Origin of the sequence: Suttonella sp. R2A3 (assembly GCF_021513215.1) — a bacterium.
Classification (GTDB): domain Bacteria; phylum Pseudomonadota; class Gammaproteobacteria; order Cardiobacteriales; family Cardiobacteriaceae; genus JAHUUI01.
Genome location: NZ_CP090975.1, coordinates 649,439 through 675,447 on the forward strand (window position 1 = coordinate 649,439; position 26,009 = coordinate 675,447).

General features: G+C 47.8%; 19 protein-coding genes and 1 pseudogene. 6 read left to right on the forward strand and 14 right to left on the reverse strand.

The window, feature by feature from the left end; translation table 11 throughout:
• The first annotated feature begins 76 nt into the window (after positions 1 to 76).
• Positions 77 to 2,190, forward strand: a pseudogene (locus tag L0B52_RS03065) (TonB-dependent siderophore receptor).
• Positions 2,190 to 3,071, forward strand: a complete 882-nt coding sequence (locus L0B52_RS03070; RefSeq protein ID WP_235065076.1) for an alpha/beta hydrolase — start codon at positions 2,190 to 2,192, stop codon at positions 3,069 to 3,071. Before L0B52_RS03065 ends, L0B52_RS03070 begins: the two are co-directional and overlap by 1 nt.
• A gap of 159 nt (positions 3,072 to 3,230) precedes the next feature.
• Here L0B52_RS03070 and L0B52_RS03075 read toward each other — a convergent pair whose 3' ends face one another.
• From L0B52_RS03075 to secA, 8 genes are all read right to left on the reverse strand, one after another.
• Positions 3,231 to 3,893: a class I SAM-dependent methyltransferase gene (locus L0B52_RS03075; protein WP_235065077.1), complete on the reverse strand. Its 663-nt coding sequence runs from the start codon at positions 3,891 to 3,893 to the stop codon at positions 3,231 to 3,233.
• Between the two features lie 251 nt (positions 3,894 to 4,144).
• The gene (locus L0B52_RS03080) at positions 4,145 to 7,471 is read right to left on the reverse strand and encodes an exodeoxyribonuclease V subunit gamma (protein WP_235065078.1); all 3,327 of its coding nucleotides are present in this window, start codon (positions 7,469 to 7,471) and stop codon (positions 4,145 to 4,147) included.
• Positions 7,468 to 10,065 (reverse strand): DNA mismatch repair protein MutS, encoded by a 2,598-nt coding sequence (gene mutS / locus L0B52_RS03085; protein WP_235065079.1) that lies wholly within the window; start codon positions 10,063 to 10,065, stop codon positions 7,468 to 7,470. The genes L0B52_RS03080 and mutS overlap by 4 nt, the downstream gene beginning before the upstream one ends.
• A 9-nt stretch (positions 10,066 to 10,074) precedes the next feature.
• The gene (locus L0B52_RS03090; protein WP_235065080.1) at positions 10,075 to 10,887 is read right to left on the reverse strand and encodes an inositol monophosphatase family protein; all 813 of its coding nucleotides are present in this window, start codon (positions 10,885 to 10,887) and stop codon (positions 10,075 to 10,077) included.
• 104 nt (positions 10,888 to 10,991) lie between these two features.
• Positions 10,992 to 12,260, reverse strand: coding sequence for a transcription termination factor Rho (rho, locus tag L0B52_RS03095; RefSeq protein WP_235065081.1), 1,269 nt, complete (start codon positions 12,258 to 12,260; stop codon positions 10,992 to 10,994).
• 52 nt (positions 12,261 to 12,312) lie between these two features.
• A complete protein-coding gene (gene trxA / locus L0B52_RS03100; protein WP_235065082.1) occupies positions 12,313 to 12,639 on the reverse strand; it encodes a thioredoxin in 327 nt (108 codons plus the stop codon).
• Positions 12,640 to 12,863: 224 nt separating this feature from the next.
• Entirely contained in the window at positions 12,864 to 13,247 is a 384-nt protein-coding gene (mutT, locus tag L0B52_RS03105) for an 8-oxo-dGTP diphosphatase MutT (protein WP_235065083.1), read from the reverse strand.
• Positions 13,244 to 15,955, reverse strand: a complete 2,712-nt coding sequence (secA, locus tag L0B52_RS03110) for a preprotein translocase subunit SecA (RefSeq protein WP_235065084.1) — start codon at positions 15,953 to 15,955, stop codon at positions 13,244 to 13,246. The genes mutT and secA overlap by 4 nt, the downstream gene beginning before the upstream one ends.
• Positions 15,956 to 16,092: 137 nt before the next feature.
• On the opposite strand from secA, the gene L0B52_RS03115 reads away from it, so the two are divergent.
• Positions 16,093 to 16,527, forward strand: coding sequence for a DUF721 domain-containing protein (locus L0B52_RS03115; protein ID WP_235065085.1), 435 nt, complete (start codon positions 16,093 to 16,095; stop codon positions 16,525 to 16,527).
• Between the two features lie 35 nt (positions 16,528 to 16,562).
• Positions 16,563 to 17,000 (forward strand): N-acetyltransferase, encoded by a 438-nt coding sequence (locus L0B52_RS03120; protein ID WP_235065086.1) that lies wholly within the window; start codon positions 16,563 to 16,565, stop codon positions 16,998 to 17,000.
• Positions 17,001 to 17,029: 29 nt separating this feature from the next.
• On the opposite strand, the gene L0B52_RS03125 is transcribed toward L0B52_RS03120, so the two are convergent.
• A complete protein-coding gene (locus L0B52_RS03125; RefSeq protein ID WP_235065087.1) occupies positions 17,030 to 17,704 on the reverse strand; it encodes a glutathione S-transferase in 675 nt (224 codons plus the stop codon).
• Positions 17,705 to 17,880: 176 nt separating this feature from the next.
• On the opposite strand from L0B52_RS03125, the gene L0B52_RS03130 reads away from it, so the two are divergent.
• On the forward strand, positions 17,881 to 18,504 hold the full coding sequence (locus tag L0B52_RS03130; protein ID WP_235065088.1) for a penicillin-insensitive murein endopeptidase: 624 nt from the start codon (positions 17,881 to 17,883) through the stop codon (positions 18,502 to 18,504).
• 5 nt (positions 18,505 to 18,509) lie between these two features.
• Here L0B52_RS03130 and L0B52_RS03135 read toward each other — a convergent pair whose 3' ends face one another.
• The 4 genes from L0B52_RS03135 to gyrA form a co-directional block, all read right to left on the reverse strand.
• Positions 18,510 to 18,803, reverse strand: a complete 294-nt coding sequence (locus tag L0B52_RS03135; protein ID WP_235065089.1) for a hypothetical protein — start codon at positions 18,801 to 18,803, stop codon at positions 18,510 to 18,512.
• Between the two features lie 69 nt (positions 18,804 to 18,872).
• Complete coding sequence (locus L0B52_RS03140) at positions 18,873 to 19,235, reverse strand: DUF2750 domain-containing protein (RefSeq protein ID WP_235065090.1); 363 nt, start codon at positions 19,233 to 19,235, stop codon at positions 18,873 to 18,875.
• The gene (locus L0B52_RS03145) at positions 19,232 to 19,942 is read right to left on the reverse strand and encodes a type 1 glutamine amidotransferase (protein ID WP_235065091.1); all 711 of its coding nucleotides are present in this window, start codon (positions 19,940 to 19,942) and stop codon (positions 19,232 to 19,234) included. Before L0B52_RS03145 ends, L0B52_RS03140 begins: the two co-directional genes overlap by 4 nt.
• Positions 19,943 to 20,202: 260 nt before the next feature.
• Positions 20,203 to 22,785 (reverse strand): DNA gyrase subunit A, encoded by a 2,583-nt coding sequence (gene gyrA / locus L0B52_RS03150; RefSeq protein WP_235065092.1) that lies wholly within the window; start codon positions 22,783 to 22,785, stop codon positions 20,203 to 20,205.
• 311 nt (positions 22,786 to 23,096) lie between these two features.
• On the opposite strand from gyrA, the gene L0B52_RS03155 reads away from it, so the two are divergent.
• A complete protein-coding gene (locus L0B52_RS03155; RefSeq protein WP_235065093.1) occupies positions 23,097 to 23,648 on the forward strand; it encodes an OmpA family protein in 552 nt (183 codons plus the stop codon).
• Positions 23,649 to 23,738: 90 nt separating this feature from the next.
• Here the strand turns inward: L0B52_RS03155 and L0B52_RS03160 are convergent, their stop codons facing one another.
• Positions 23,739 to 25,985 (reverse strand): cation-translocating P-type ATPase, encoded by a 2,247-nt coding sequence (locus L0B52_RS03160; protein WP_235065094.1) that lies wholly within the window; start codon positions 25,983 to 25,985, stop codon positions 23,739 to 23,741.
• Positions 25,986 to 26,009: the final 24 nt, after the last annotated feature.

Below are 26,009 nucleotides of genomic sequence, written 5' to 3' on the forward strand. Positions count from 1 at the left end.
TTGCAATGTTATTTGCCGCATGAAAGATGAGTGCTTCTGTAAAATGTAATCGTTATCATTTAATCCGGAGCACGCAGTGTATCACAAACTTAGCCTTATCACCTTAACTGCTGTTATCAGCGCCAATATCTACGCACAAGCCCAACAAAACAATAGTAAATCCTCTCGTTTAGATGCGATTACTGTTGAAGGAAACAGCTTATATGGCGTCTTGCCCAGCGAAGGTAGCAATTCTTATACGTTAGAAGCAGCCACCGTGGGCACAAAAATCCCCGCATCGGTTCGTGATATCCCACAATCTGTAAGTATTATCACCCAAAAAGCGATTCGCGACCACAATGCCAACACTTTTGATCGCTTAGCCGCGAAAACGCCAGGGTTGCGCGTTTTGGAAAACGATGAAGGTCGTTCATCTGTGTACGCCCGAGGCTACGAATACGATGAATATAACGTCGATGGCTTACCGGCTCAAATGCAAAGTATCAACGGAACGCTCCCCTCATTAGCAGCATTTGACCGTGTGGAAGTTATGCGCGGACCATCAGGATTATTTAACAGCGCTGGTGAAATGGGGGGATTGTTAATTTTGTCCGCAAACGCCCTACCCACGATTTCTCCGGCAATGTAGAAGCCATGGGCGGTAATTTTGGCCAATATCGTTTAGGCGCAGACGTGGGGGGCGCACTCAATAGCAGTGGTAGTGTTCGCGGACGCGCATTAGTCAATGCCAATGGCGTTACGCCAGAAGCCTCCGATGGACGTAACCATACAGAAGTCTTCTATGGTGCGCTAGATATTGATCTCGCTGAGCGTACCACGCTTGGTTTGGGTTATCTCTATCAAATGCGTAACCTAAGAGCTGATAACGGCCTACCAACGGCTGATAAAAATGGCAGGTTATTACCACTACCTAATAATGATTTTTATGGCACTGATTGGAATGATTTTTCGATGCACAGTCATGATGTGTTCGCCGATCTTAAGCATGAATTCGACAACGGTGGCTATGGTAAAGTTGGCCTGCGTTATTCCGATCGTAGCAGCGAGATGAATTATGCATTTAGCGGAACGAATCTTAAGCCCAATGGCAGTTTTACCGGTTCCGGTTTTGGGGGCGATGTGCAACAACAAGCCTTTGCTTTTGATACCAGCTACAGTCAGCCGTTTGCTGCCTGGGGTAATGTCAGCGAATATGTGATTGGTGCGGATATTAACCGTATGACCACCCAAACCCAACGAGGACGAGCAAAATTCCCTAATATGACCCTTGATAGCCTGCACAATCTACCACAGCGCGACATCTTAGATATTGCACGTACCAGTGGCAAAGGCTATAGCAACATGGAAGAAACGCTTACCGATTACGGTGTGTACGGCAAGCTCACCTTACGCCCCATCCAACCGCTTGCTATCATAGTTGGTGGACGCTTAAGTCATTGGAATATTGAGGCTCAAGATCACGTCAAAAAGAGCGAACAGAGCCGCAGCGAGAGTGCACGCTTTACCGGCTATGGTGGTGCTGTCCTCGATATCAACGATAACCACAGTCTCTATGCCAGTTACTCATCGCTTTATAGCCCACAAACGTCGTTGGATAAAAATGGCAATATCATGAAGGCTCGCCAAGGCCAACAATATGAAGTAGGTATTAAAGGCAGTTACGCCGGTGATCGCCTGCAAACACGCCTGTCCTTATTCCAACTCACCGACCGTCATGCTGAAGCACCAGTACCCAATGAGAATTATAGTGCGGCAATCGGCAAACGAACGGTTAAAGGGATTGAAGCGGAAATCAATGGTGAAATCACCCCGCAATGGACCATCAGCGCTGGGTATACCCACCTGAAAACCGAAGTTGATTTAGAAGGTGATCGTCAAGACGGCTTTTTCCTACTCATGCCGCGACATAGTGGCAACCTTTGGACAACCTATAAAGTCAACGATCAATGGACTGTTGGTGGCGGTATTACGGCGATGAGTGGCTTCGAATCTTCGCAAAAAGTAAGCACTTCAGGTTATGCAACCGTTGACGCCATGCTTGCCTATAACGTTAATGATAACCTACACGTCCAGTTAAACATCAACAATCTACTTGATCGCAACTACTACAAGCGTGTGGGTTCAAAAGGCACCTTTAATATGCCAGGTGAAGGACGCAGCGTTACTACCAGCCTGCGCTACGACTTTTAATGTTGTTACGACTATTCGCTATTTTGGCTATGTTGTGGCTAACCACCCAAACGATCGCAGCCGCCTCTTGGCGGCCAGCGACTTTATCTGGTGTGGATGAAACCATACTGCACTCCAGCCACACCGAGCGCGATTACCGTATTCAAATCGCCGCCATTGGCAAACAACCGGCACAAGGTTATCCCGTTTTGGTCTTACTTGATGGCGATTTAATGCTGCCGCTTGCCGCACTAATGATGCAATCACTGTCTTTTCAGCCGTATTATCAACAAGGCATTTTACTGGTTGGCGTAGGCTATCCCGGTGGTAATCTCTATGACCTTGAAGCACGAGCAAAAGATTACACCCCGCCCATTCAAGACCACAGCACAGACGGAAAATATGGTGGTGGTGCTGATTTTCAGCAATTTATCACCCAGGAATTATTCACAGAAATCAGTCGGAACTATCCAATCAACCGCAATAAAACCGCGCTCATGGGCCATTCTTTCGGTGGCTTATTTGCCTTATATAACCTTTTTAACGACGACAAGACGTTTCAAAGTTATCTGATTGCCAGTCCATCAATTTGGTGGGCTGAGCAGCGCATTTTGGCCGATGAAGGCAAACGACAAAACGCGCCAGCGTTTATCCGCTTGAGCGTTGGCGAATACGAACAGGCATCAAATCCACAACATCCTGACAGTCGCGAACAAGCGGCGAAAAAGCAGGCGCGACAAATGGTTGATCAGGTAACCGTACTCACTGAGCGCTTACAAAACCGCTTTCCTGAAGCAGTAATTAGCAACAAAATTTATGCCGAAAAAACACACGGATCCGTCATCCCAAGCAGTCTTCAAGATAGCGTCATTGCGCTATACGATTATTGGTATCGTGACTAGCTCACAAAATAATACAGAAAGCGAGATGACATGCGCCGTGCGTGTATCAGATGCCATAAAAAAACAGCTACATTTAGCGTTCTCTCATAACTATGACGCCTATATCCTGCATCCATGCAGACGGCATTCTCTATTATTTTAAAAATAACCCTAGCAAAATCAGAGGGATGATCCAGAAAAGAGCGCAACACAACCAATGACTTGTATATGAACATTGTTCAAACGCTGCGATAAAGAATTCTGTAATCCTTGCAGATCATCATTTTCGTTCGTGAAAATGCCCTTCTTATTGTAGATTTTCATTAATCGACGTGCCGCCCAATTACGCGTGACCCCGCCTTGTAGAATGGTCGAACCAAACACCTTACATCCTGGCTTCATCAATTTTTGCAGGTGGTCAAGGATAACCATTTTATTTGTAATCGCACCTGGAACACAGTGAAACAAATAGTTTATCCCAATAGAATCGAAAGGTTCTATATCATAATCAATAGACTCAAGAACATTTTGCACGTAGGTTTCTGGTTCATATCTGACAAGACGATTAGAAGCAAAATCCAGAGTATTTGGATTTAAATCCATCAGCGCAATACGTGGTTTATCTGATGGAAATGTACAACGATCCGGGAAATACCCCGTACCGACGCCAACCTCCAAATGATTATTGGAAATATTGGCATCATAAAGGGCTTCTATTCTTGGTGAAGGGCATTTCCAAATATAATTATTTGAAATACCCAGCACAACTATATCATAAATTGACAATACTCTAGGTGTATAAACAGCTTGACCAGCTTTTACGGCATCATCAGATGGCTTCATTAAATGGATTACCTAATTTATATTAAGGACAAAAATTAGCCTGCTGATGAATCTCAGCAGGCATGTGTATAACAGATTTGTTACTCACCCTATTTTACCATAGGATATTCTCAAGAAATCTTTCCTTCTAAGAAGATTTTTAAAATAAAAATGAAAGAATATTAAGAAAAAATAGGACAAATGAATATTCGGCAGATTCAACCAGCAAGTGCAACAGTGTGATTGTTAGTTGAATCTACCGTAGAAAATAGTCAATCAAGAACTACGCTATGTACCCAAATAGGTGCGTAGAGTGTCTCGGTATAGCGCTCTGCGGTTGCTTCAATGAGGCGGTCAATCGTTTCAGGCTCATGCCCTCGGGTCAGTAGCACAAAAGCTTCTAGGTTATCGCTTAAATAGTCGTTTTTGCGCCAATTTTTGATGGTACTTTTCAGCTTAGCGTTATCACCCAGTTTTTTAGGGTCAGCGTAGCTGTAGCCGACTTCAATCGGCAATAACCACAAATCATGCTGGCTGTATTGCCAAACCTGCAACCAAGGCGTGAGTAGCGCCATAGCGTCCTCAGGAGCACTAAAGCGTATCAATTGATCATCGTAAGCGCAAAACGTCTCACCACGCCCACCGGCAATATGCCACAATAAATGATGCAGCCAAACGCTCAATAGATGCTTATCTTTAGCTTTACCCGGAATAATTAACCCCCATTCGGCGCGATTAATCGGCTCTGGCAACACTGCACTGATATTAAGCGCCGCGACTTTTAGGGTTTGTTCAGCACAAGACGTTAAATCATTTCCCTGAGTAGCCTGTAAGAGCTTATTGCGGCGTTGCGCTAACGCAGTACGCTCATGCTCTAACGTCAGCTGCCCACTGATGCCTGCAGGAAGCAACGGCAAATAAGACAGTCGTTTATCTTCTGGATGTTCAATGAGCTGCTGCATCAGTTGATAGCGCTGCAGGCCATCAAGCGCCAGAGGTTCTAAAATCGGTAGCGGCGCCAAGCTTTCGCTCAAATAAATATTCAACGCACGCGCTAAAGCTGCTGCAGGACGCTGTAAGTCGCTGATGATTCTTCGTAGGGTGATATTTTGCGGCGTTAATTCGCTAAGCTCAGATAAATTCGGCGCAGCCTTTAAAGGCATAAAAGCGCTGGGGGTGTTGGCACGTGAGGGTTGGTCTTTTTTGTGCTGCAGCATCTCACATACGCTATGCCACAGTGGCGCGGGATGCGCGCGACGCTGATCAGCATGAAACGGATCAGCACCATGATCGATACTGATTGTTTCTGCTTGTTTACCCAATACATCCTGACAGTATTGCGCTAATTCAGCAATCGGTGCGGCAAGCATTTGTTTTTCCTGACTGCGCTCAACGTAAGCATTGTAATAAATCCAACACGTTTCTTGTGCGTTCAAAACAATATCGAGTAAGGCTGCAAGGTCATCCTGCTCAGGCTTATGATCGCCAATACGCGCTTGATCAATAGCCATCAGGTCGTAACGATCTTCAGGAGGATTAGAAGGAAAGCGCGTGATATCCACATCCACCAAGGCAATCAGTTTATACGGCAAAGAGCGTAGCGCGGTTAAACTACCAATCGTAATCACCCCCGAGGGTTCTGAACGGCTGCGTTCATTACTCAACTGCTGCGCAAGATCATCAAGCACAAAACGCAGCGCCACATCAGGAACGGTGGCTTCTTTGCCGTCTTGAGCGTCTTCTAAAGCGAGAATATGTTGGCGCAGGTCGTGTATCGCTTGGGTGATCGTTTGCATCGCACTGGTGTGTGCGGCAAAAGCAAATTGTTCGTGTAGACAGTACTCAATATCATCTAACCAATCAAGTAGTGGCGCTTTCTCAGCAGAGCGTTGCTGCTGTGCTTGCCAATGATTGACCAGACGACACAACGCATTGATCGCCTGACGGTCAGGCATCATGATTGACGGTTGTGGCACAATTGTTTGCTGATAAAGCGGCGCATCGGGCATCAATAACCCAGTGACCAAACGATCTAGCGCATAACAAAAACTGAATCGATAATCATCGTCTTGTTCATCGAGCGTTTGTGCGAGCTGCGCCTCATTAAATCCGCGACGAAACCCGGCCTCGACCAGCGCATCAGTCATTCGCCCCATCGCCTCAGGCGACACATCGAGCATCGCGCAGACTTCATCGTTAAGCAACCAGCCCAACACACTTTCTGCATCAAACCGACCATGAATGAGATCAAACCATCCAACCACTGCGTCCCACAAACGCGCCGCATCTGGCGGCGTCACCCCGGTAATTTGTGCGGGTAAATAATAACCATCGTAGCGTCCATTAAGCGGAAAAACCGCGCTAATCACCCCATACGCGTCTTCAACATCCGGCAGAACGACCAAGATATCGGAGAGTGTTCGTGAGTCATCTTCATGAAGCCACTCAACGATATCCCCACGCAGTGCTTCAAGCTGACGCATTAAGCCATGACAGCCATTGATGCGCAAAGAATGATCATCTTGATCAATATCGGCGAGCAACCCCGGGGTAAGGTTACGAATTTCTTGTTGTAACACGCCAAGTAAGCTTTCTTGTGGTGGTGGATCGTCTAAATCGATAAAGCAAGTATGCGCCTGGCTGCCGTTTTGCAACGGTTCCAGCAAGCGAAATAGGTCGCGTTGTTGCTTACCCCAGCGTGAAAATAAAGGGTGTATGCTGCTGCGGTGTTGTGAATCATCAATCGCGCCATAGAGCAGCTGTTTTTGCAGATAATGATCATCAACCATATCGCCAAAATAGCCTAGCGATGGTGTGTGGTAGAACACATCCACCGTAATATACTGTCCTAAGCGTACTAAGGTTTCGATCAGTTCTTTGCTCACGCGTTCAAACCCAAAAACCATCACATGCTTTGGTAAGCGCGCTACTGCTTCAGCATCACTCGCAAGCTGCTGCCAGAATGTTTCATGACGTGCCTGGCGCGTTGCATACGCCTCAGCAAAACAACGCATCCACAATTCATATTGCGCACGCGCGACCAGTTCATAATGCGTTTGTTGCCATGGCAGCAGTGGCTCATCTAATGAAACCAAATCGCTTAAGGCAACCTCACCTTTTTGCCACTGATCCAACCAATCCGGGCGCATGGTTAAATAGCGTGTAAACACCTGTGCAAAATGCACCGCGAGTTGCCAAAGACGATCCGCGCGCTGTTCGTCGTTTTCAGCATCCGCACTTAGCTGGGTGAGCAACTTTCTCGTTGTGCTATCTTCAGCAAATAAGTGATCTGCGGCGCTCAATTCTGCAAACAAACGCCACTGCATCGCAGTATTCGATAGCGGTGCATATTCTTGCACAAACCGCTCACCTTGTGCGCGTTCAACCAACGGATGGAAAAACATCCCCCAGAATTGTGCATCAATCATTGAGGCAATACCGTTGCGCTGTGCTACGCGATCAAGCAACCAATCGCGCACGCTCATTGACGGCACAATCACGCTGTGACGGGTAAAAGGATCCTTGGTTGATTGATTTAAGCGCGTGATAAAAGCATTAACTAAATGATTTAAATCGGTGGCACGCGTAAAGGTAATCATGATTTTTTAAGCGCTTGCTGCCATTGGTAAAGCAATTCATGCGCCGCTTTCGGGCTCAGTTCATCAGGGTCGAGCTTATGCAGTGCATCGAGCAAAGCCGCTTCTGCCTCGTTGATTGGTGGTGCCTTAGTTTCAGGTTCTGGCTCACTGGCTAAACTGAGCATCGCTTGTGTCATACGCGTCGCGCCATGATCGCGTTGCGCTTCTAAACGGCGCATTTTTTGCGTTGCGGTATGGATGACGGATTTTGGCACCCCAGCGAGCTTAGCCACCTGCAAACCATAGCTGCGGCTCGCCGCGCCTTCAGCAACATGGTGCATAAAGACAATCTCGTCATTATGCTCAACCGCATCCAAATGCACGTTAACGATGCTTTTATACTCATCCGCTAATGCGGTGAGCTCAAAATAATGGGTGGCGAATAAGGTAAAAGCCGTGTTATCACGGTTGAGGTGTTCGGCTGCCGCCCAGGCAAGCGATAATCCGTCATAGGTACTGGTGCCGCGCCCTACCTCGTCCATAATCACCAAACTTTGTGCGTCAGCGTTATGTAAAATATTGGCTGTTTCGGTCATCTCAACCATAAACGTGGAACGTCCACCGGCCAAATCATCACTGGCACCAATGCGGGTAAAAATTCGGGTTAGCGACCCAATCGTTGCTTGATCAGCCGGCACATAGCAGCCAGCATGCGCCAAAATCGCAATCAGCGCATTTTGTCGCATATAGGTCGATTTACCGCCCATATTCGGGCCGGTAATCATCAGCAGGCGACGTTTGCTGTTAAGCGTTAGATCATTAGCAATAAACGGGGTGGTTAAGCTCTGCTCGACCACCGGGTGTCGCCCACCTTGTATCGTAAATTGCGCTTTGTCGCTAAAGCGTGGGCGACAATAGCGCCCGCTCACTGCCAATTCAGCAAATCCTGCCAGAGTGTCCAGCGCCGCTAAGGCCTCTGCCGCCCTATAAAGTGCGTCACGTTCTTGATCGATGCGACCGAGCAGTTCTTCATAAAGCGCGTATTCTAAAGCCAGCGCATCATCACGTGCCGATAAAATACGGTCTTCGAGTTGTTTGAGCGCATCGGTGATATAACGCTCAGTGCTTTTTAACGTCTGACGACGAATCCAGTGAGCCGGGGCTTGTTCGGATTCACGGCGTGAGATTTCAATATAAAAGCCATGAACGCGGTTATAGCCCATCTTAAGATTGGCCAGCCCACTTTCGGCTTTTTCCTGCGCTTCCATCTCAGCAAGAATATCGCTGGCATCTTGTTCTAAGCGGTTTAGCTCATCAAGCGGCGGATGATACCCTTGCGCAAAAATCCCCCCATCTTTCGTGAGCAGCGGTGGTGCTTCAACCAAAGCGCTTGCTAAATGCGCGTGCAAGTCGGCAAAGGCATTCAATGCTGGGATAGATTGTGTGAGTAAGTCACTCGCTTGTGCTGCTTCACTGAGCAAGTCAGCACAGTGTGGGAGTTGGGCAAGCGTATCACGCAATTGTGCCAGTTCTCGTGGACGCGCGCTCGCCATCGCCACTCGGGTAGTAATGCGTCCAATATCACAAACATGGCTCAGCAACGCGCGAATATCTGCGCGTTGTGGCGCATCAACCAAAGCCGCCACGGCATCCAAACGTGCATTAATCTGTTGGTGATCGGTGAGTGGCTGGTTAATCCAACGTTTCAGATTTCGACTACCGGCAGCGCTTTGGCAACGGTTGATCACCCCAATCAAGCTATGCTGACTATCCCCAGATAGTGTGTATTCGAGCTCTAAATTTCGTCGCGTCGCTGCATCGAGCACAAGATATGCGTGGCGCGTTTCTTTGTGTGGCGCATTAAGCGGCGGCAGGCTTTGCCGTTGCGTATCACGCAGGTATTGCAGCAAACACCCTGCCACACCAAGCGCAGGATCGGTGGCACTTAGCCCAAAACCATCGAGATGTTGCACACCGTAATATTCACACAACAGCGCCAAGGCGCTGTCGGTATCAAAATACCAATCGGGTTGACGACGAGGACGCTTTTGATCGTGATGAAGTGGCAGGCGACACGATTCTGGCATCAGAATTTCTGCGGGGCGTAAACGCTCAATCAACGCACGCAACGCCGATTCATCGAGGACTTCGCTCAACACAAATCGGGCGCTGCTGATCTCGGCATACGCTGCCACATAACCTTCAGCAGTTGGGCTAAAACACAGCAAGATATTATCGCTGTGTTCTTCGAGTAACGCGTCGTCGGTTAAGGTACCCGGGGTAATAATCCTAGTGACAGCACGTTCTACCGGCCCCTTACTCGTTGCTGGATCACCAATTTGCTCACAAATAACCGCTGACTGGCCTTGCTTAATCAGTTTAGCGACGTAGTTATCTAGTGCATGTACTGGCACCCCAGCCATCGGAATCGGCTCACCAGCCGATTTGCCGCGCGTGGTGACGCTAATCCCAAGCAATTTTGCGCCACGGTGGGCATCTTCAAAAAACAATTCGTAGAAATCGCCCATGCGGTAAAGCACCAGCGTATCAGGGTAATCTTGTTTGATGCGTAAATATTGCTGCATCATCGGGGTATGTGCGGCAAAATTGCTCATGGGGCTGGCTTAGGTTGTCTCAGTGATGGTGTTCGCTTTAATCGTCGCTGCCAATACTTTATGTAAATAAGGATTCGCGCAGACAACATCGCCGTGATCTAACATCTCATGGCCTTCTTTCAAGTCAGTCACAATCACACCGGCTTCCTGGGCGATCAATATCCCTGCGGCAATATCCCATGGATTGAGCGCCATTTCATAAAATGCATCTAAGCGTCCACAGGCGACATAACAGAGATCCAATGCAGCCGAACCGAGACGACGTAAGTCAGAGAACTCTTGGAGTAACGCCCCAACATAGCGTACTTGCTGATCCATCAGCTCAGGGTTTTTAAACGGAAAGCCTGTACCGATGATGCTGCGTGCTGGATCGCGTTGTGCGTTGGTGCGAATACGTCGACCATTGAGCTGCGCGCCTTGTCCGCGTGCGGCGGTAAAGAGTTCATCGTTGATCGGGTCATAAACCAGACCCACTTCTAAGCGACCATTTTTCATCAGGGCAATCGAGACCGCAAATTGCGCGATACCATGTAAGAAGTTGGCAGTGCCATCGAGTGGATCGATAATCCATTGATAGTCATCGCCACCTTTATTCGGCTTACCCTGGGTTTCGCCACTTTCCTCGCCGATAATGGTGTGTGTTGGGTACTTATCGTGCAGCACCGCTTTAATCGCGCGTTCGGCTTGTTGATCAACAATGCTGACAAAATCGCCGGGCGATTTTTCCTGCGCCTGTATTTGCTCTAATTGGCGATAACCTTGTTGGATCACGCGCCCTGCTTCTTCGGCGGCACGTTTGGCTATAGTTAGCATCGGATGCATGGACATTCTCTTATGTATTTTAAGCGCAATATATTAACAGACTGGTCTAGTCTGAACCAGAAACTCTAGTTGCAAGCGTCTCAAGCAGACGCCGACAAAAGCGATTAACCGCCTTTGCCGTTTTTCATTGATTGGAAGAATTCTTCGTTGGTTTTGGTGTTCTTCAGTCGTTCAAGCAAGAACTCAATCGCTTGTAGCTCATCCATTGGGTGAAGAATTTTGCGCAAAATCCATGTTTTTTGCAGTACATCTGGCTCAATCATCAGCTCTTCGCGACGTGTGCCAGACGGATTAATATCAATCGATGGGAAGATGCGTTTTTCAGCAATCCGACGACTTAAGTGCACTTCCATATTGCCGGTGCCTTTAAACTCTTCGTAGATGACTTCATCCATACGCGAACCGGTATCGACCAAAGCGGTCGCGATAATGGTCAGAGAGCCTGCTTCTTCGGTGTTACGCGCGGCGCCAAAAAAGCGCTTCGGACGTTGCAGCGCGTTGGCATCCACACCACCGGTCAGAATCTTACCTGAGGCTGGTGCAACCGTATTATACGCACGCGCCAAACGGGTAATCGAGTCGCATAAAATCACCACATCTTTTTTATGCTCAACCAAGCGCTTGGCTTTTTCCATGACGATTTCTGCAACTTGCACATGGCGTTGCGCTGGCTCATCAAAGGTTGAGGAAACCACTTCACCACGCACGCTACGCTGCATCTCGGTCACTTCTTCCGGACGCTCATCGATCAGCAAAACAATCAAATAGCATTCTGGATGATTGTGGGTAATCGATTGCGCGATATTTTGCAGCATCACCGTTTTACCGGCTTTTGGTGGGGAAACAATCAAACCACGCTGACCCTTACCAATCGGCGAGATCATATCAATCGTACGCGCAGTGATGTCTTCGCTGCTGCCGTTACCGATCTCTAGTTTAAGCTGTGAATCAGCATGCAGTGGGGTTAGCGTTTCAAACGGAATTTTGTGCTTCGCGGCAGAGCGCGGATCAAAATTAATGGTGTCAATTTTGGTGATCGCAAAATAGCGCTCATTATCTTTAGGCGGACGAATTTTTCCGCTAACCGTATCACCAGTGCGCAAATGACAACGGCGAATCAGGCTTGGCGAAACATAGAGATCATCAGGACCTGCTTGATAAGAATTCGCTTCTGAACGTAAAAAGCCATAACCATCTGGCAAGAGTTCTAATACGCCATCACCGGTAATTTCTTCGCCACTTTGTGCGTGCGCTTTCAATATAGAAAAAATCAGATCTTGTTTGCGTTTGCGGGAAATATCTTCCAGCCCCATTTCTTCAGCAAGCGCGAGAATTTTTTGGGGCGATTGTGTTTTTAAATCGCTTAGATTCATAGAGTTATTTTGTTATTAAGTGGGCGCCTGCACAGAGGCAGGCGCATAAGAATTAGCCGAGGTGTGGCTCAAGAAATTGCATGAGTTGTGATTTAGACGCCAAGCCGATAATCGTATCAACGTGTTCACCACCTTTAAAAAGCATCAATGTTGGGATAGAACGAATACCGTACTGTGCTGCAAGGTCATTGTTTTCATCAACGTTGATTTTCGCAACACCCACTTTGCCTTCCAGCTCAGCAGCAACTTCTTCCAACATCGGTGCAATCGCACGACAAGGACCGCACCATTGCGCCCAAAAATCAACCAATACCGGTTTATCGGCATCAAGAACATTGGCTTTAAAATCCGCCTCAGACGCGGAAAATGGTTTACTCATGGAATACTCCTAAAAGAAGAACCCGATACGGGTTGTAAGGATAAGTTTCTATCTTTTTTAATGTTTGGCGAGTATAAGCCTGTTTATTGCGAATTTCAACAACAGGCCACCAAATAAGGTTTACCGACAATATCACGGCGTTATTGGGGCAATTATAGCAGAAATTTTAACAAAACGAGAACACAATCAGCCTTTATTAAGCGGTTATTCTGCAAACACCTCTCCTACGCCTGAATTAGCATTGATAAAACCTGGCTATTGGGTTCCGGAAAACGATACTCGCTAAGTTCGCTCACAGCCACCCAACGCCAGCGCTGCCCTTCTAAACCTTGTGGTTCAAGCTTGGCTCGGCGTGGGTATAGCGTATAAAAATCGAGCTGCAAGTCATCACGATGGCCGCGGTAGTAATGGGTACACACCTCGCCTTGAAGATCGAGCGCTAATTCTTCTCTCAACTCACGCACCAACGCTTGTGCCGGTGTCTCACCCGGCTCCACTTTGCCGCCAGGAAACTCCCAATAGCCGGCATAACTTTTATCAGCCGGGCGCTCAGCAATCAATACTTCGCCATCGCGGTTAAACACGATGGCAACAACGACATGAATCAACTCAGACGACCGCAGCAATGCTTGTATTTTTTCCCTGAACCACAAGGGCAAGGTTGATTACGACCCACACGACGCTTTTGCTGCTCACTGGCGGTTTCACCACGTGACGCTTCATCGCCGTTATTCTCGCCATGCCCATCATCGTATTTAGCCTCAGAGAGTTCTTGCTGACGTTTGGCCTGCGCCTCTTGCTCCATCTCATCCGGATCGGTTGGCTTTTCTTGGAACTGGATGTGGGTAAGCACCCGCACAATCTCAAATTGAATCTGACCGAGCAAATCACTAAATAGCCCAAACGCTTCACGCTGGTATTCACGTTTTGGATCTTTTTGCGCACGTGAGCGCATCCAAATCGACTGACGCAACATATCCATGGTGCTCAAATGCTGCTTCCATTGATCATCAATGGTTTGCAGGGCAATATATTTCTCTACGCGGCGCATCAATTCATCGCCAACTTGCGCCTCTTTTTGTGCGTGAATCGCGCTCAGCTGATCAATAACGCGGTGTTTGATCTCTTCAGCGCTCATATCTGGATTGTCTTTCATCCAATCGCCATCGATATCCACTTTAAGCGCAAAGTCGCTTAATAATGCGCTCTCCAACCCACGAATATCCCAGCTTTGACGCACTTGATCTGGCGGCAGATAACGATCGACCACCTCACTAATCACCTGCTCACGCATACCATTGAGCAAATCTTCGATACTCTCTTGCTCCATAACTTCGCTGCGCTGGGCGTAAATCACTTTACGCTGTTCGTTCGCAACATCGTCGTATTCAAGCAGGTTTTTACGCGCATCGAAGTTATGCGCTTCGACCTTACGTTGCGCTCCTTCGATTTGTCGTGAGACCATTTTTGATTCAATCGCTTCTTCTTCGTTCATCCCAAAGCGCTGCATCATATTCGCCATGCGTTCGCCAGCGAAAATACGCACCAGGTTATCATCGAGCGCGACATAGAATCGACTCGATCCAGCATCGCCCTGACGCCCGGAACGCCCGCGTAACTGGTTATCAATGCGGCGCGATTCATGCCGTTCGGCGCCAATCACATGCAAACCACCCGCTTCAATAACCTGTTCGTGACGCTCTTGCCACGCCGCTTTGACTGCTTCAATTTCCTCGCTTGAGGTATCTTCGGGCAGTTGGTCTAGTTCGGCTTTTAAGCTACCGCCTAACACAATATCTGTCCCACGACCGGCCATGTTCGTGGCAATCGTGATCATCCCCGGGCGACCCGCTTGCGCGACCACTTCCGCCTCGCGTTGGTGTTGTTTGGCGTTGAGTACATTATGGGCAATACCTTCTTTGTCTAATAATTGCGACAGCAGCTCTGAGGTCTCAATCGATGCTGTACCAAGCAGCACCGGTTGGCCTTGCTCCTGACACACTTTAATATCTTCAACAATTGCTGAGAATTTACCTTTTTGATTGAGGTAAATCAGATCGACATAATCAGTGCGCTGGATCGGTTTATTGGTCGGGATCGCCACCGTTTCCAAACCATAGATATCTTGGAACTCAAATGCTTCCGTATCTGCTGTCCCAGTCATCCCAGCCAACTTCTCATACATACGGAAGAAATTTTGATAGGTGACTGAGGCAAGGGTCTGCGATTCTTTTTTAACCGTGACCCCTTCTTTGATCTCAATTGCCTGGTGCAGACCATCCGACCAGCGGCGACCTTCCATTGTACGCCCCGTAAACTGATCAACAATGATCACTTGATCGTTGCGAACGATATAATCGACATTATTTTGATATAAATAATGCGCGCGCAAGCAGGCATTCAAATGGTGAAACAGGCCAATATTTTTCGGGTTATACAGGCTTTCACTTTCCGGCAATAAACCAGTAGAGCGCAATAACGCCTCAACATGATCATGCCCGGCATCAGTCAAACCCACTTGTTTGCTTTTTTCATCGACACTAAAATCGCCCGGACCGTCTTCTTCTTTCTGCCTGGTCAGCTCCGGCACGAGTTTATTGAGTTGGCGATAAAGCTCGGTATTCATCTCCGCTTCACCAGAGATAATCAGCGGCGTTCTCGCCTCGTCGATCAAGATAGAATCCACCTCATCGACGATGGCAAAATTCAGTTCGCGCTGCAGGCGATCCTGTGGCGTGAGCGCCATATTACTGCGCAGGTGGTCAAAGCCAAATTCGTTGTTCGTTCCATAGGTAATGTCAGACTGGTAAGCGGCTTGCTTTTCTTCATTGCTCATCCCAGAGACGATAATCCCGGTGGAGAGACCTAAAAAGCCATACAGTTCGCCAAGATCTTTACCATCACGACGCGCCAAATAATCATTGACCGTCACCACATGCACGCCTTTTCCAGAAAGCGCATTGAGATAAACCGCTAACGTCGCCACCAAGGTTTTCCCTTCACCGGTACGCATTTCAGCAATTTTGCCTTGATGGAGCACCATCCCACCGATAAGCTGGACATCAAAATGGCGCAAACCCAACACCCGTTGGCTCGCCTCACGCACCACAGCAAACGCCTCAGGCAGCAAATCATTGAGTGAAGCGCCATCGTCTAAACGTTGCTTAAATTCATCAGTTTTCGCTTGTAACGCCGCATCATCGAGCGCCTGTATTTCCGGCTCCAACCGGTTAATTGCCGCAACCGTCTTGCCGTATTGTTTAATAAGCCGATCATTGCGCGAACCAAAAATTTTTGCCGCTACATTTTTAAACATAATGATTCCTAAGGTCGTTTTTTGCGAACGTGCTGCATCATACTCCAAATCGTGCGTTATCGCACCTAATCACACAGCCAGCCACATTGATAAAACAATGACAGAGATATGCGGCGTCTCGTGGTAAAATTCAAGGCATGACGCGTAAAAAATCTCCATTCACCCGCTTTGATCACGAACTCAATCGTGTATTGCGCAAGTTACCGCATCACGATGAACTCGAAGATCGTCACCGCTTGCAGCGCTTATTAAGCAGCGTCCTGCCTGAGCAATGGCGCGCAAGAGTAGTCAGCACCAGTATTAATAATGGCCTGTGGAGCGTATTAGTGCGTAGCAGCGCAGAAGCGTATCAACTCCGCTTCTTAGCGCCGGAAATCGAGCAGCTATTGGCTGATAAACTCCCCTTTCCGCCAAAATTAAAAATCCGCGTTGACCCACAACTCTGGGTTCGCCAGCAGCACCGCACAGCACTGCCAGCAAGCCTCTACCACCGCCGTTTAAGCGATGAAGAAGCCGAACGTGCTTTGGAAAACTTTTATGCAGCGGTCGCCAATCAGCGAACATTGAAATAAACAAAATCATTGATTAACTCAAGATTCATAAAATAATGATTAGAAAAACCAACGAACATGACCTAGAGTCGATGCTTGATATCTGGCTGAGCGCGTCCATTAAAGCGCACGATTTTGTGCCAGCCAAGTTCTGGACATCTCAGGTTGAAGCCATGCGAACGATTTATCTTCCTGCCTCTGAACATTATGTCTTCGAGATCGAATCCAAAGTAGTGGGTTTTTATGCATGTTACGAAAACACATTAGCCGCCATCTTTGTCACGCCAGAGCTACAAGGCAAAGGCATCGGCAAACAATTACTCAATCATGCCAAAAATCAAAGGCCATCACTCACACTATCGGTATACAAAGAAAACGAGGCGAGTTGTCAATTCTATCGCTCTCAAGGGTTCTCAGTGATTAGCGAACAACGGGATGCACATACCGGACACTTGGAATACACCATGGTTTGGGAAAAGGCTAAGCAGCCATAAAACCCTTATCAAAACTTGTATTATTCCAGCTAGCCCAGTTTAAGCGCACCACCTTTTTCTAAGGCATTTTGATAGGCTTTGCGTGCGCGGACTTTATCCAGCCATGCCAAGGCATGCGGCATATCAAACTCATCAGCGCGCACCGCTAACGCCTCAATCACAAAGCTCATTTGAATATCGGCGCCTGTGAGCTTATCCCCTGCAAACCACGCATTATGACTCAGCGTTTGCTCAATGAGCACGAGGTTATTTTGGATATTTGGCTTGATAAAGCTTTGCCGCACCTGCTTGCTGATTGCCTTGGTCATAAAACGCATCAGCTTCGGTGCGCGATTATTGATTTCACTAAACACCAATTGCATCACCAACGGTGGCATCGCACTACCTTCGGCAAAATGCAGCCAAAAAATAGTGTCTCGCCAGGCTTTTGTTCCAGGATTTGGACGCAGGGTCCCCGAGTGGTCGTAGGTTTCGATGAGGTATTCAATAATCGCCCCAGATTCAGCCAGTGAAATGTGCTCACCGTCTTGCTCATCTTCCAGTATCGGCGCCCTACCCAGTGGATGGGCTTTTTTCAGCGCCGCTGGCGCGAGTTTGTCGGCCTGTCGTTGATAACTCACCAGCTCATAATCCACGCCTAATTCTTCAAGCAACCAAATAATGCGCGTTGAGCGAGAGTTGTTTAAATGGTGTAGTTTAAGCATAGATAAACCCTCCATGCAAAGTGAGCAAGCCATTATACGCATGAACTAACGCTCCACTCTATGAGTGCGGTGTATACTGCTTATAAGAAACAACCCCTTAATATGACCATACTAATAGATCAACAAGTCCCATGAAAATGGTTTTCGTCCTCACCTGCTTATGTCCATTGATAACCATGGCTGAACCTAGCACTTGCTTTGGTACGACGGCCAACGGACACTTATCTAATGGTGTTCAGCTACCCGCAAAAGGAAACAACTACGTTGCCTACAGCGACATAGGGATATCGGCTGGGCGGACGTATGTTCATTCAGCGGTGCGAGATATTATCGTTGCCGCCTATAAAGATTTAGCAAGCGAACAGCCTGATAAAGTGTATAAATACGCAGAAACTGGATTGGCTGAAGGTGGCTCTTTCAAGCCACATAAAACCCATCAAAATGGTTTGTCGGTTGATTTTATGACGCCAGTTACCGATCAACACGGAACATCTGTGCACCTACCAACACACCCATTAAATAAATTTGGCTATGACATTGAGTTTGATGCCAACGGTCATTATGAAGGCATGAGTATTGATTACGAGGCGTTAGCAGCGCATCTTGTCGCGCTCGACAAACAGGCCAGAGCGCATGGTTATGGTCTTTGGCGAGTCATTTTTGACCCAGACTTACAACCTAATTTATACCAAACCGAGTATGGGTCCTATTTAAAGGAACATATCGAGTTTTCGAAAAGAGCTTCGTGGGTAAGGCATGATGAACACTACCATGTCGATTTTGCGATTCCCTGCGAGTAACGCTATCAATCAAGCCAGAAATTGCGGTTCCCCGACAAATAACTCACGTCATCTTCACTTGGCTGCGGGCAACGTCGTGCATTATCTAACTGTGCGGCTTGCTGGAGGTCATTGGTCAGATAAAGCTTAATATGGCAGTGCAGGTCGTGGGATTCATGTCTGAACGCGGCAAACATAGTCTCTGGTTGGCCGGATGCTTGATAACATTCGTTGAGGGTTTTCTCTAGTTCGTAGAGCATAGATTGCGCCATCAGCGCATCCCCTAAATTGACACAAAACCACTGCACTTCGCCTGCCATAGCGCCACCTCAGTTTAAAGACCGTTCTCGCCATACTAACATTAAGTCAGACCAACTGAGGATTAACGCTTACGATGACTGGCGCATCGCCTGCTCTACTGCGTTAATCACTTCAATCATCGGCAGGTCAAAGCCAACATTCTCAACCCGTGCATAATTCACCCCGATAAGGCACTTTGCCTGCCTTAAATCAGGTACCCATTCGTTAATAAACACCGACCATTCGAACCCAATCGGCCGATATCCGGCATACGCTGGCACTTGCTTTATCTGACGTGCAACACGCCTTTTTGACGACCACCACGGAAAACATTTGGTCCCGTAACGATTATTTGATGTGACGTAAAGCCCGTTTTTTTCAATCGTCCAAATGATTTTGTCACGAGCGACTTCTTTAACAAAAGCCTTCCAGCGCGTTTCACTGGTCGTCATGAGTTCGCAGCTTTTGCGTGATTGGCGTGTAAATACTCAAGAATACGCTCCATCCATCGATTAATCCCACGGTAGCGCTCTTCGTCAGCGGCTAATAGTTCTGACGCTGATTGAATAAATCTTCCTTCAACCAACTCATCTCGACAATGCTCGACTATTGCTTTGGCGGAAAGCGGCGTGGTTTCTAAATGACATTGCAGGCCAATCACATGACGCCCTATTTGGAACGCCTGATTCGCACACCCTGCACTACTTGCTAAACGGATCGCACGTTTAGGCAGATCAAAGGTTTCACCATGCCAATGGAACACGTTAAGTTGTTTGGGAAGTTGTACGACAGAAGGATTGTTAGCCGAGCTCGCTTCAATGGGGAACCAGCCAATTTCCTTATGCTCACCAGCGTAAACCGCAGCGCCCATCGCATCAGCAATCAACTGCGCACCCAGGCAAATGCCTAATACAGACTTACCCGCTGCTATCGCTTGCTTGATAAATGCTTTTTCTTTAATCAGCCATGGATACTCAGCTTCATCATTGACGCTCATCGGCCCACCCATAATGATCAACAGATCGATATCCTCAAGATTGGGCAATTCACCTGAGCCAAAAAATGCAGTGCTTGAAATGCTATAACCAGCATTTGTTAGCCAAGGCTCTATACTGCCTAATCCCTCAAACGGTACATGCTGAAAATAATGTGCGCGCATTTTTAAGATTCCCTGGTTTAATGTTCATTTCCTAGCGAGTATACATCGCCTGCTGTTTTGTCACCCCAAAATCAAGACCTCAGCAAATAATGAAAATACCACGTAACTATCATGGTACACCATAATACTGGTACAGCATCCATGCTAAATAATATAGCCTTCTCAAAAAATAGTGAGTTTATCAGCTTGCCTGACGCATAAAAAAATGAGCCACCCCGTTTCAAGGGTGACTCATCGGTTTCTATCCAAAAAATATCGTGTTATTCTTCAACGACCGGCGCTTCCGCCTCACCTTCGCTGCCGTCTTCATCATCATCTTCGTTAACAACTTTTGCTAAGGCAATGAGTTTTTCATCATCGCTGGTACGGATAAGGCGTACACCTTGTGTGTTGCGTCCAGAAAGTGAAATCCCTTCAACAGCAGTGCGAATCATCGTGCCGTGGTTAGTCACCAACATAATTTCTTCTTCCGGTGTCACCTGCATCGCATAAACCGCCTGGCCATTGCGTTCGCTACATGCGATCGAGATAACGCCTTTTGTACCGCGACCTTTGCTTGGATAATCATCACTGCGCGTCCGTTTGCCGTAGCCGTTTTCAGTCACGGTCAGAATATCGCCTTCCTCTTCGAGTACACAAAGCGCGATTACTTGCTGACCATCTTCTAATGACATCCCGCGCACACCACCGGCGGTTCGGCCCATACTGCGCACCAGCTCTTCTTTGAAGCGCACGGCTTTACCAGCATCAGAAAAGAGCATCACATCCTGGCGCCCGTCTGTGATTGCCACACCAACCAATTCATCATCGCCACGTAAATCGATGGCGATAATGCCGTTCGCGCGTGGACGTGAATAATCAGCCAACGAGGTTTTCTTAACCGTCCCATTACGGGTGGCAAAGAGCAGGTATTGATTCTCTGGATACTCACGCACCGTACGAATCGCGTTTAAGCGTTCGCCTTCTTCAAACGGCAGCAAGTTAACCATCGGCTTGCCTTTAGCGTTACGCCCAGCCTGCGGCAATTCATAGACTTTCAGCCAATACACTTTACCTTTGTTGGAAAAACACAGCATCGTATCGTGGGTGTTCGCCACAAAGAGCTGCTCAACAAAATCTTCATCTTTAACAGCCGTCACAGAACGGCCTTTACCACCACGACGCTGCGCCTCGTAATCGCTAAGCGGCTGTGCTTTGATGTAACCTTCGTGCGATAAGGTAATCACACGGTCTTCCTCAGCGATCAAGTCTTCCAAACTAAGATTGAGATGGGTGTCGAGAATATGCGTGCGACGCACATCGTTAAACTGTGCTTTGATGTCCTGCAACTCTTCTTTAATCACTTCGATCAAACGCTCAGGGATTTGCAGAATATCGAGATACCCTTCGATATCGGTAATAATCGCTTGGAATTCATCGATGATTTTGTCCTGTTCAAGGCCAGTTAAGCGGTGCAAGCGTAATTCTAGAATCGCTTGCGCTTGCTCTGGCGAGAGGAAATACTGCTCACCATGCAAACCGTACTGCTTAGCCAACCCTTCAGGGCGTGAGTTTTCCGCACCTGCACGCGCCAGCATATCGACCACTTGCCCTGGCGACCAACCACGCGCCAACAACGCCTGCTTCGCCTCAGCTGGCCCTGAAGATGCTTTAATCAACGCAATGACTTCATCAATATTAGCGAGCGCAATCGACAACCCTTCCAAAATATGTGCACGTTCACGCGCTTTGCGTAGTTCATAGATCGTACGGCGGGTGACCACTTCGCGGCGATGCGCGATAAAGACTTTCAGCACATCCTTGAGGTTCATCAGCTTAGGCTGACCACCGACCAACGCCACCATATTGATGCCGAATACAGTTTGTAGCTGGGTAAGCTGGAACAAGTTATTTAAAATCACTTCGCCGACTTCACCACGGCGCAGTTCAATGACCATGCGAATACCGTCTTTATCCGACTCATCACGAAGCGCAGTAATGCCGTCGATTTTCTTCTCTTTAACCAGTTCACCGATTTTCTCTAATAAACGCGCCTTATTGACTTGATACGGCAGCTCATCAACGACAATCGTTTGTTTACCGTTATTCTCATCGGTTTCAATATGGGTTTTGGCGCGCATATAAATACGCCCTTTGCCGGTTTCATACGCCTCACGAATCCCATTCGCACCGTTGATGATCGCGCCCGTCGGGAAATCCGGCCCTGGCAAGTAATACATCAGTGAGGCAATATCGGCGTGAGGATTGTCGATTAAATGCAGGACTGCATCTAGCGTTTCGCCAAGATGGTGTGGCGGAATATTGGTTGCCATACCAACAGCGATCCCGGTGCCGCCATTAACCAACAGGTTGGGAATACGCGTTGGGAGAATGGTTGGTTCTTCAATACTGCCATCGTAGTTAGGCATGAAGTTAACCGTTTCTTTTTCGATATCGGTGAGCAAACTATGGGCAATTTTTGCCATGCGAGACTCGGTATAACGCATCGCTGCTGGCGCATCTCCATCAACCGAACCAAAGTTACCTTGCCCATCGATGAGCATATAGCGCATCGAAAACGACTGCGCCATGCGCACCAGGGTATCGTAAATCGCGCTATCACCATGTGGGTGATATTTACCCATCACATCACCGACAATCGCCGCCGATTTCGAATATTTCTTATTCCATGCATTGCCGTTTTTATGCATTGAGAACAACACACGACGGTGAACAGGCTTCAACCCATCACGCGCATCTGGAAGCGCTCGACCAATGATCACGCTCATCGCGTAATCCAAATACGAGCTGCGCATCTCGTCAACTAAGTTAATCGGAAGAATTTCTTTGGCAAAATCGCTCATTATCGTTAACCTATGGCATAAATAGCGCCACCAAGCACACGCATTGGCGGCAAAAAAATCAATGTGCTATTTTATCAGATTAGACGCAGCGTGTCGCTTGTATCATTTATACAACAGATGTCCGGCTGGTTCGTTGCATTTTTAATACTTTTCCTTTGCATTTTTACGACAAAACGCTTATGATGAACAGCGGATGGGTATTCATATCCATATTTAACCATATGGTCGTGAAACTGTCACAGCGGATAGATGTGTTCTATCCACCAACTTAACAATAAACTTGCAAGTTTTGTTAATCGGAGACTTAACATATGAAACTGACTAAAATCATTGCTGCTGCCGCTCTTCTGAGCGCATCATCAGCCTTTGCATTAACTGCAGAAGATGACCTCACTTCAGGCTTTGACATCGTTGTTAAAGACAACTTTGGCAACTGTGTGAAAGTTCTGGGCAACATTCAATCACCTGAGTGTGGCGCTGAAATGGTTATGCAGAAAGAAGTTATCACTTTAGCTGCTGACACTTACTTCGCGTTTGACAAATCAGACCTGAAGCCAGAAGGCAAACAAGCCATCGAAGCTTTAGCAACCGATTTGAATGGCCGTGGTGCTAGCGTTCAGAAAATTACCGTTGTTGGTAATACTGACTCAGTAGGTACTGAAAAGTACAACCAAGGCTTATCTGAGCGTCGTGCTTCTTCTGTTGCCAACTACTTAGTTGAAAACGGTGTACCAGCACAGTTGATCGAAGCTTACGGTTTGGGTGAAACCAGCCCAGTTGCAACCAACGAAACAGCTGAAGGTCGCGCACAAAACCGTCGCGTAGACATCACTGTTGATGGTGTTGTTGAAGTTGCAAAATAATAGCAACCCAAATCTGGCAATATAACTATTGCCATACCGCCTAATCCAACCCCGCTTTACGCGGGGTTTTATTTTGTCTTGTAAAAATAATTAACGTTTGAGCAAACGTAAGCCATTAGCAATAACCAAAAGGCTGGCGCCAACATCAGCAAATACTGCCATCCACATCGTGCCCAGCCCCATCAGGGTTAAGATTAAAAACACTGCTTTAATCCCTAAGGCTAAGATGATATTTTGCCAAAGCACCGCATAGGCTTTTTGCGAAAGCTGCACAAACTCTGGAATTTTCCCTAGATTGTCATCCATCAAAGCGACATCCGCGGTTTCGATTGCGGTATCAGTTCCCATCGCGCCCATGGCAAAACCAATATCAGCGCGTGCTAAGGCAGGTGCATCGTTAATCCCATCGCCAACCATACCTACAGTTCCCGAAGCGGCGAGCTCTTCGATTTTGTTCAATTTATCTTGTGGCAATTGATCACCATGCGCACTATCGATCGCAACTTGTTCGGCAATTGCAGCAACAGTATGCGGATTATCACCACTAATCATCATCGTTTTAACGCCTAATTGATGCAGATCAGCAATCGCTTCGCGGCTACTGTCTTTCACCGTATCTGCCACAGCGAGCAACAAAAGCACTTCGCTCTCATTAGCGAGCAAAACCACCGTTTTCCCTTGGCGCTCTAGCCCTTCTAACTGCGTCTCAAGCGCAGCGTCACACAAGCCACGCTCATGAATCAGACGATGATTGCCTAACATATAGCGCACACCATCAATCGTCCCTTCCACGCCACGCCCCGACAGAGCAGAAAAATCACGCACTTCTTGCGTTTCAACGCTATTTTCTTCAGCCGCACGCGCAATCGCTTGCGAGACAGGATGATCAGAACGTGAGGCAAGCGAGGCAGCAAGATTTGGTCCATCAGTGCGTTCAGATAGCGAAACACTATCGGTTTGCACCGGTTTACCATGAGTGATGGTCCCTGTTTTATCGAGCGCCAACCAACGCAAGCTGCGCCCTTGCTCTAAATAAATCCCGCCTTTAATTAAAATCCCTCTGCGCGCCGCCGCAGTCAGACCACTCACCAAGGTCACCGGTGTGGAAATGACCAATGCACATGGGCAAGCAATGACCAACAGCACCAACGCTTTGTAGACCCACTCCATCCACGCGCCATCAAATAGCGGCGGCACAAAACCAACCAATACGGCAATAACCAGCACCACTGGAGTATAAACGCGCGCAAATTGATCGACAAAGCGCTGAATCGGCGCTTTGCTACCCTGGGCGTCTTCAACCGCCTGGATAATACGCGCGAGCGTGGTATTCGATGCCGCAGCGGTTACGCGATATTCAAAAGAACCTTCTTCGTTAATCGTTCCCGCAAAGACTGAATCACCGACTGTTTTATCAACTGGCAAACTCTCCCCAGTAATCGGTGCTTGATTGAGCGTAGAGCGTCCTTCGGTTATCTCACCATCTAAAGCAATCCGCTCCCCAGGGCGAATACGCACGATACTGCCCTCTTTAACCTCTTCTGCTCTGACTTCAAGCCACGAACCATCTTGCTGACGAACGGTCGCCTCATCAGGCGTTAATGCCATCAAACCGGCAATCGCATTGCGCGCTCGATCGAGTGATTTGGCTTCAATCAACTCAGCCAAGCTAAATAAGGTCATCACCATCGCCGCTTCAGGCCACTGGCCAATAATCATCGCTCCTGTGACCGCGATGCTCATCAAGGCATTAATATTTAAGCTACCACTGCGCAGTGAAATCCAGCCTTTTTTGTAAGTTTCTAGGCCACACAAAGCGATTGCCAGTAAAGCCAGGCCGGCCGCCAACCACGACGGCATCCCCATCCAGTGGACTGCTTCTGAGGCTGCCGCAGCCACACCCGCGAGCGCTAAAGGCCACCAAGGTTTGGCAGGCGATTCATGCGCTGATATTCCCGACCCCTCACCAAAGCACTCTGGTTCAAAACCAAGACTGCGAATGGCCGAGAGGATATTCTGTAACGCGTTTTCATCATGCACTACTGTCAGCACACGCTGCATCAGGTTAAATTCTAAACTTTTAACCCCTACCATAGTGCCGAGCTTTTTACGAATGAGCTGTTCCTCAGTCGGGCAATCCATCTGCTTAATGCCGATAGCGGTCTGCACGCCATCATCAAGCGTCTTTTGTTTAGGCAATTCACCCGCAGGCGTAGCAGCAGATGCCACGCCACAGCTATGATTATTACCATATTCATGGTCGTGTCCATGATCGTGTTCATGAGTATGTTCATTAACTCTTTGATCAGATATCGATTCATAATCTTGATGAGACATTGTTTTGATCCTTGTTTAACGTAT

What these genes read in the sequence shown, in the direction of transcription:
- trxA (WP_235065082.1), bottom strand. Translation starts at nt 12,639, where the DNA reads ATGAGTAAACCATTTTCCGCGTCTGAGGCGGATTTTAAAGCCAATGTT.
- L0B52_RS03090 (WP_235065080.1), bottom strand. Translation starts at nt 10,887, where the DNA reads ATGCATCCGATGCTAACTATAGCCAAACGTGCCGCCGAAGAAGCAGGG.
- L0B52_RS03130 (WP_235065088.1), top strand. Translation starts at nt 17,881, where the DNA reads ATGGCTGAACCTAGCACTTGCTTTGGTACGACGGCCAACGGACACTTA.
- L0B52_RS03145 (WP_235065091.1), bottom strand. Translation starts at nt 19,942, where the DNA reads ATGCGCGCACATTATTTTCAGCATGTACCGTTTGAGGGATTAGGCAGT.
- L0B52_RS03115 (WP_235065085.1), top strand. Translation starts at nt 16,093, where the DNA reads ATGACGCGTAAAAAATCTCCATTCACCCGCTTTGATCACGAACTCAAT.
- secA (WP_235065084.1), bottom strand. Translation starts at nt 15,955, where the DNA reads ATGTTTAAAAATGTAGCGGCAAAAATTTTTGGTTCGCGCAATGATCGG.
- L0B52_RS03140 (WP_235065090.1), bottom strand. Translation starts at nt 19,235, where the DNA reads ATGACGACCAGTGAAACGCGCTGGAAGGCTTTTGTTAAAGAAGTCGCT.
- gyrA (WP_235065092.1), bottom strand. Translation starts at nt 22,785, where the DNA reads ATGAGCGATTTTGCCAAAGAAATTCTTCCGATTAACTTAGTTGACGAG.
- L0B52_RS03070 (WP_235065076.1), top strand. Translation starts at nt 2,190, where the DNA reads ATGTTGTTACGACTATTCGCTATTTTGGCTATGTTGTGGCTAACCACC.
- L0B52_RS03155 (WP_235065093.1), top strand. Translation starts at nt 23,097, where the DNA reads ATGAAACTGACTAAAATCATTGCTGCTGCCGCTCTTCTGAGCGCATCA.
- L0B52_RS03080 (WP_235065078.1), bottom strand. Translation starts at nt 7,471, where the DNA reads ATGATTACCTTTACGCGTGCCACCGATTTAAATCATTTAGTTAATGCT.
- rho (WP_235065081.1), bottom strand. Translation starts at nt 12,260, where the DNA reads ATGAATCTAAGCGATTTAAAAACACAATCGCCCCAAAAAATTCTCGCG.
- L0B52_RS03135 (WP_235065089.1), bottom strand. Translation starts at nt 18,803, where the DNA reads ATGGCAGGCGAAGTGCAGTGGTTTTGTGTCAATTTAGGGGATGCGCTG.
- mutS (WP_235065079.1), bottom strand. Translation starts at nt 10,065, where the DNA reads ATGAGCAATTTTGCCGCACATACCCCGATGATGCAGCAATATTTACGC.
- L0B52_RS03075 (WP_235065077.1), bottom strand. Translation starts at nt 3,893, where the DNA reads ATGAAGCCATCTGATGATGCCGTAAAAGCTGGTCAAGCTGTTTATACA.
- L0B52_RS03160 (WP_235065094.1), bottom strand. Translation starts at nt 25,985, where the DNA reads ATGTCTCATCAAGATTATGAATCGATATCTGATCAAAGAGTTAATGAA.
- L0B52_RS03125 (WP_235065087.1), bottom strand. Translation starts at nt 17,704, where the DNA reads ATGCTTAAACTACACCATTTAAACAACTCTCGCTCAACGCGCATTATT.
- L0B52_RS03120 (WP_235065086.1), top strand. Translation starts at nt 16,563, where the DNA reads ATGATTAGAAAAACCAACGAACATGACCTAGAGTCGATGCTTGATATC.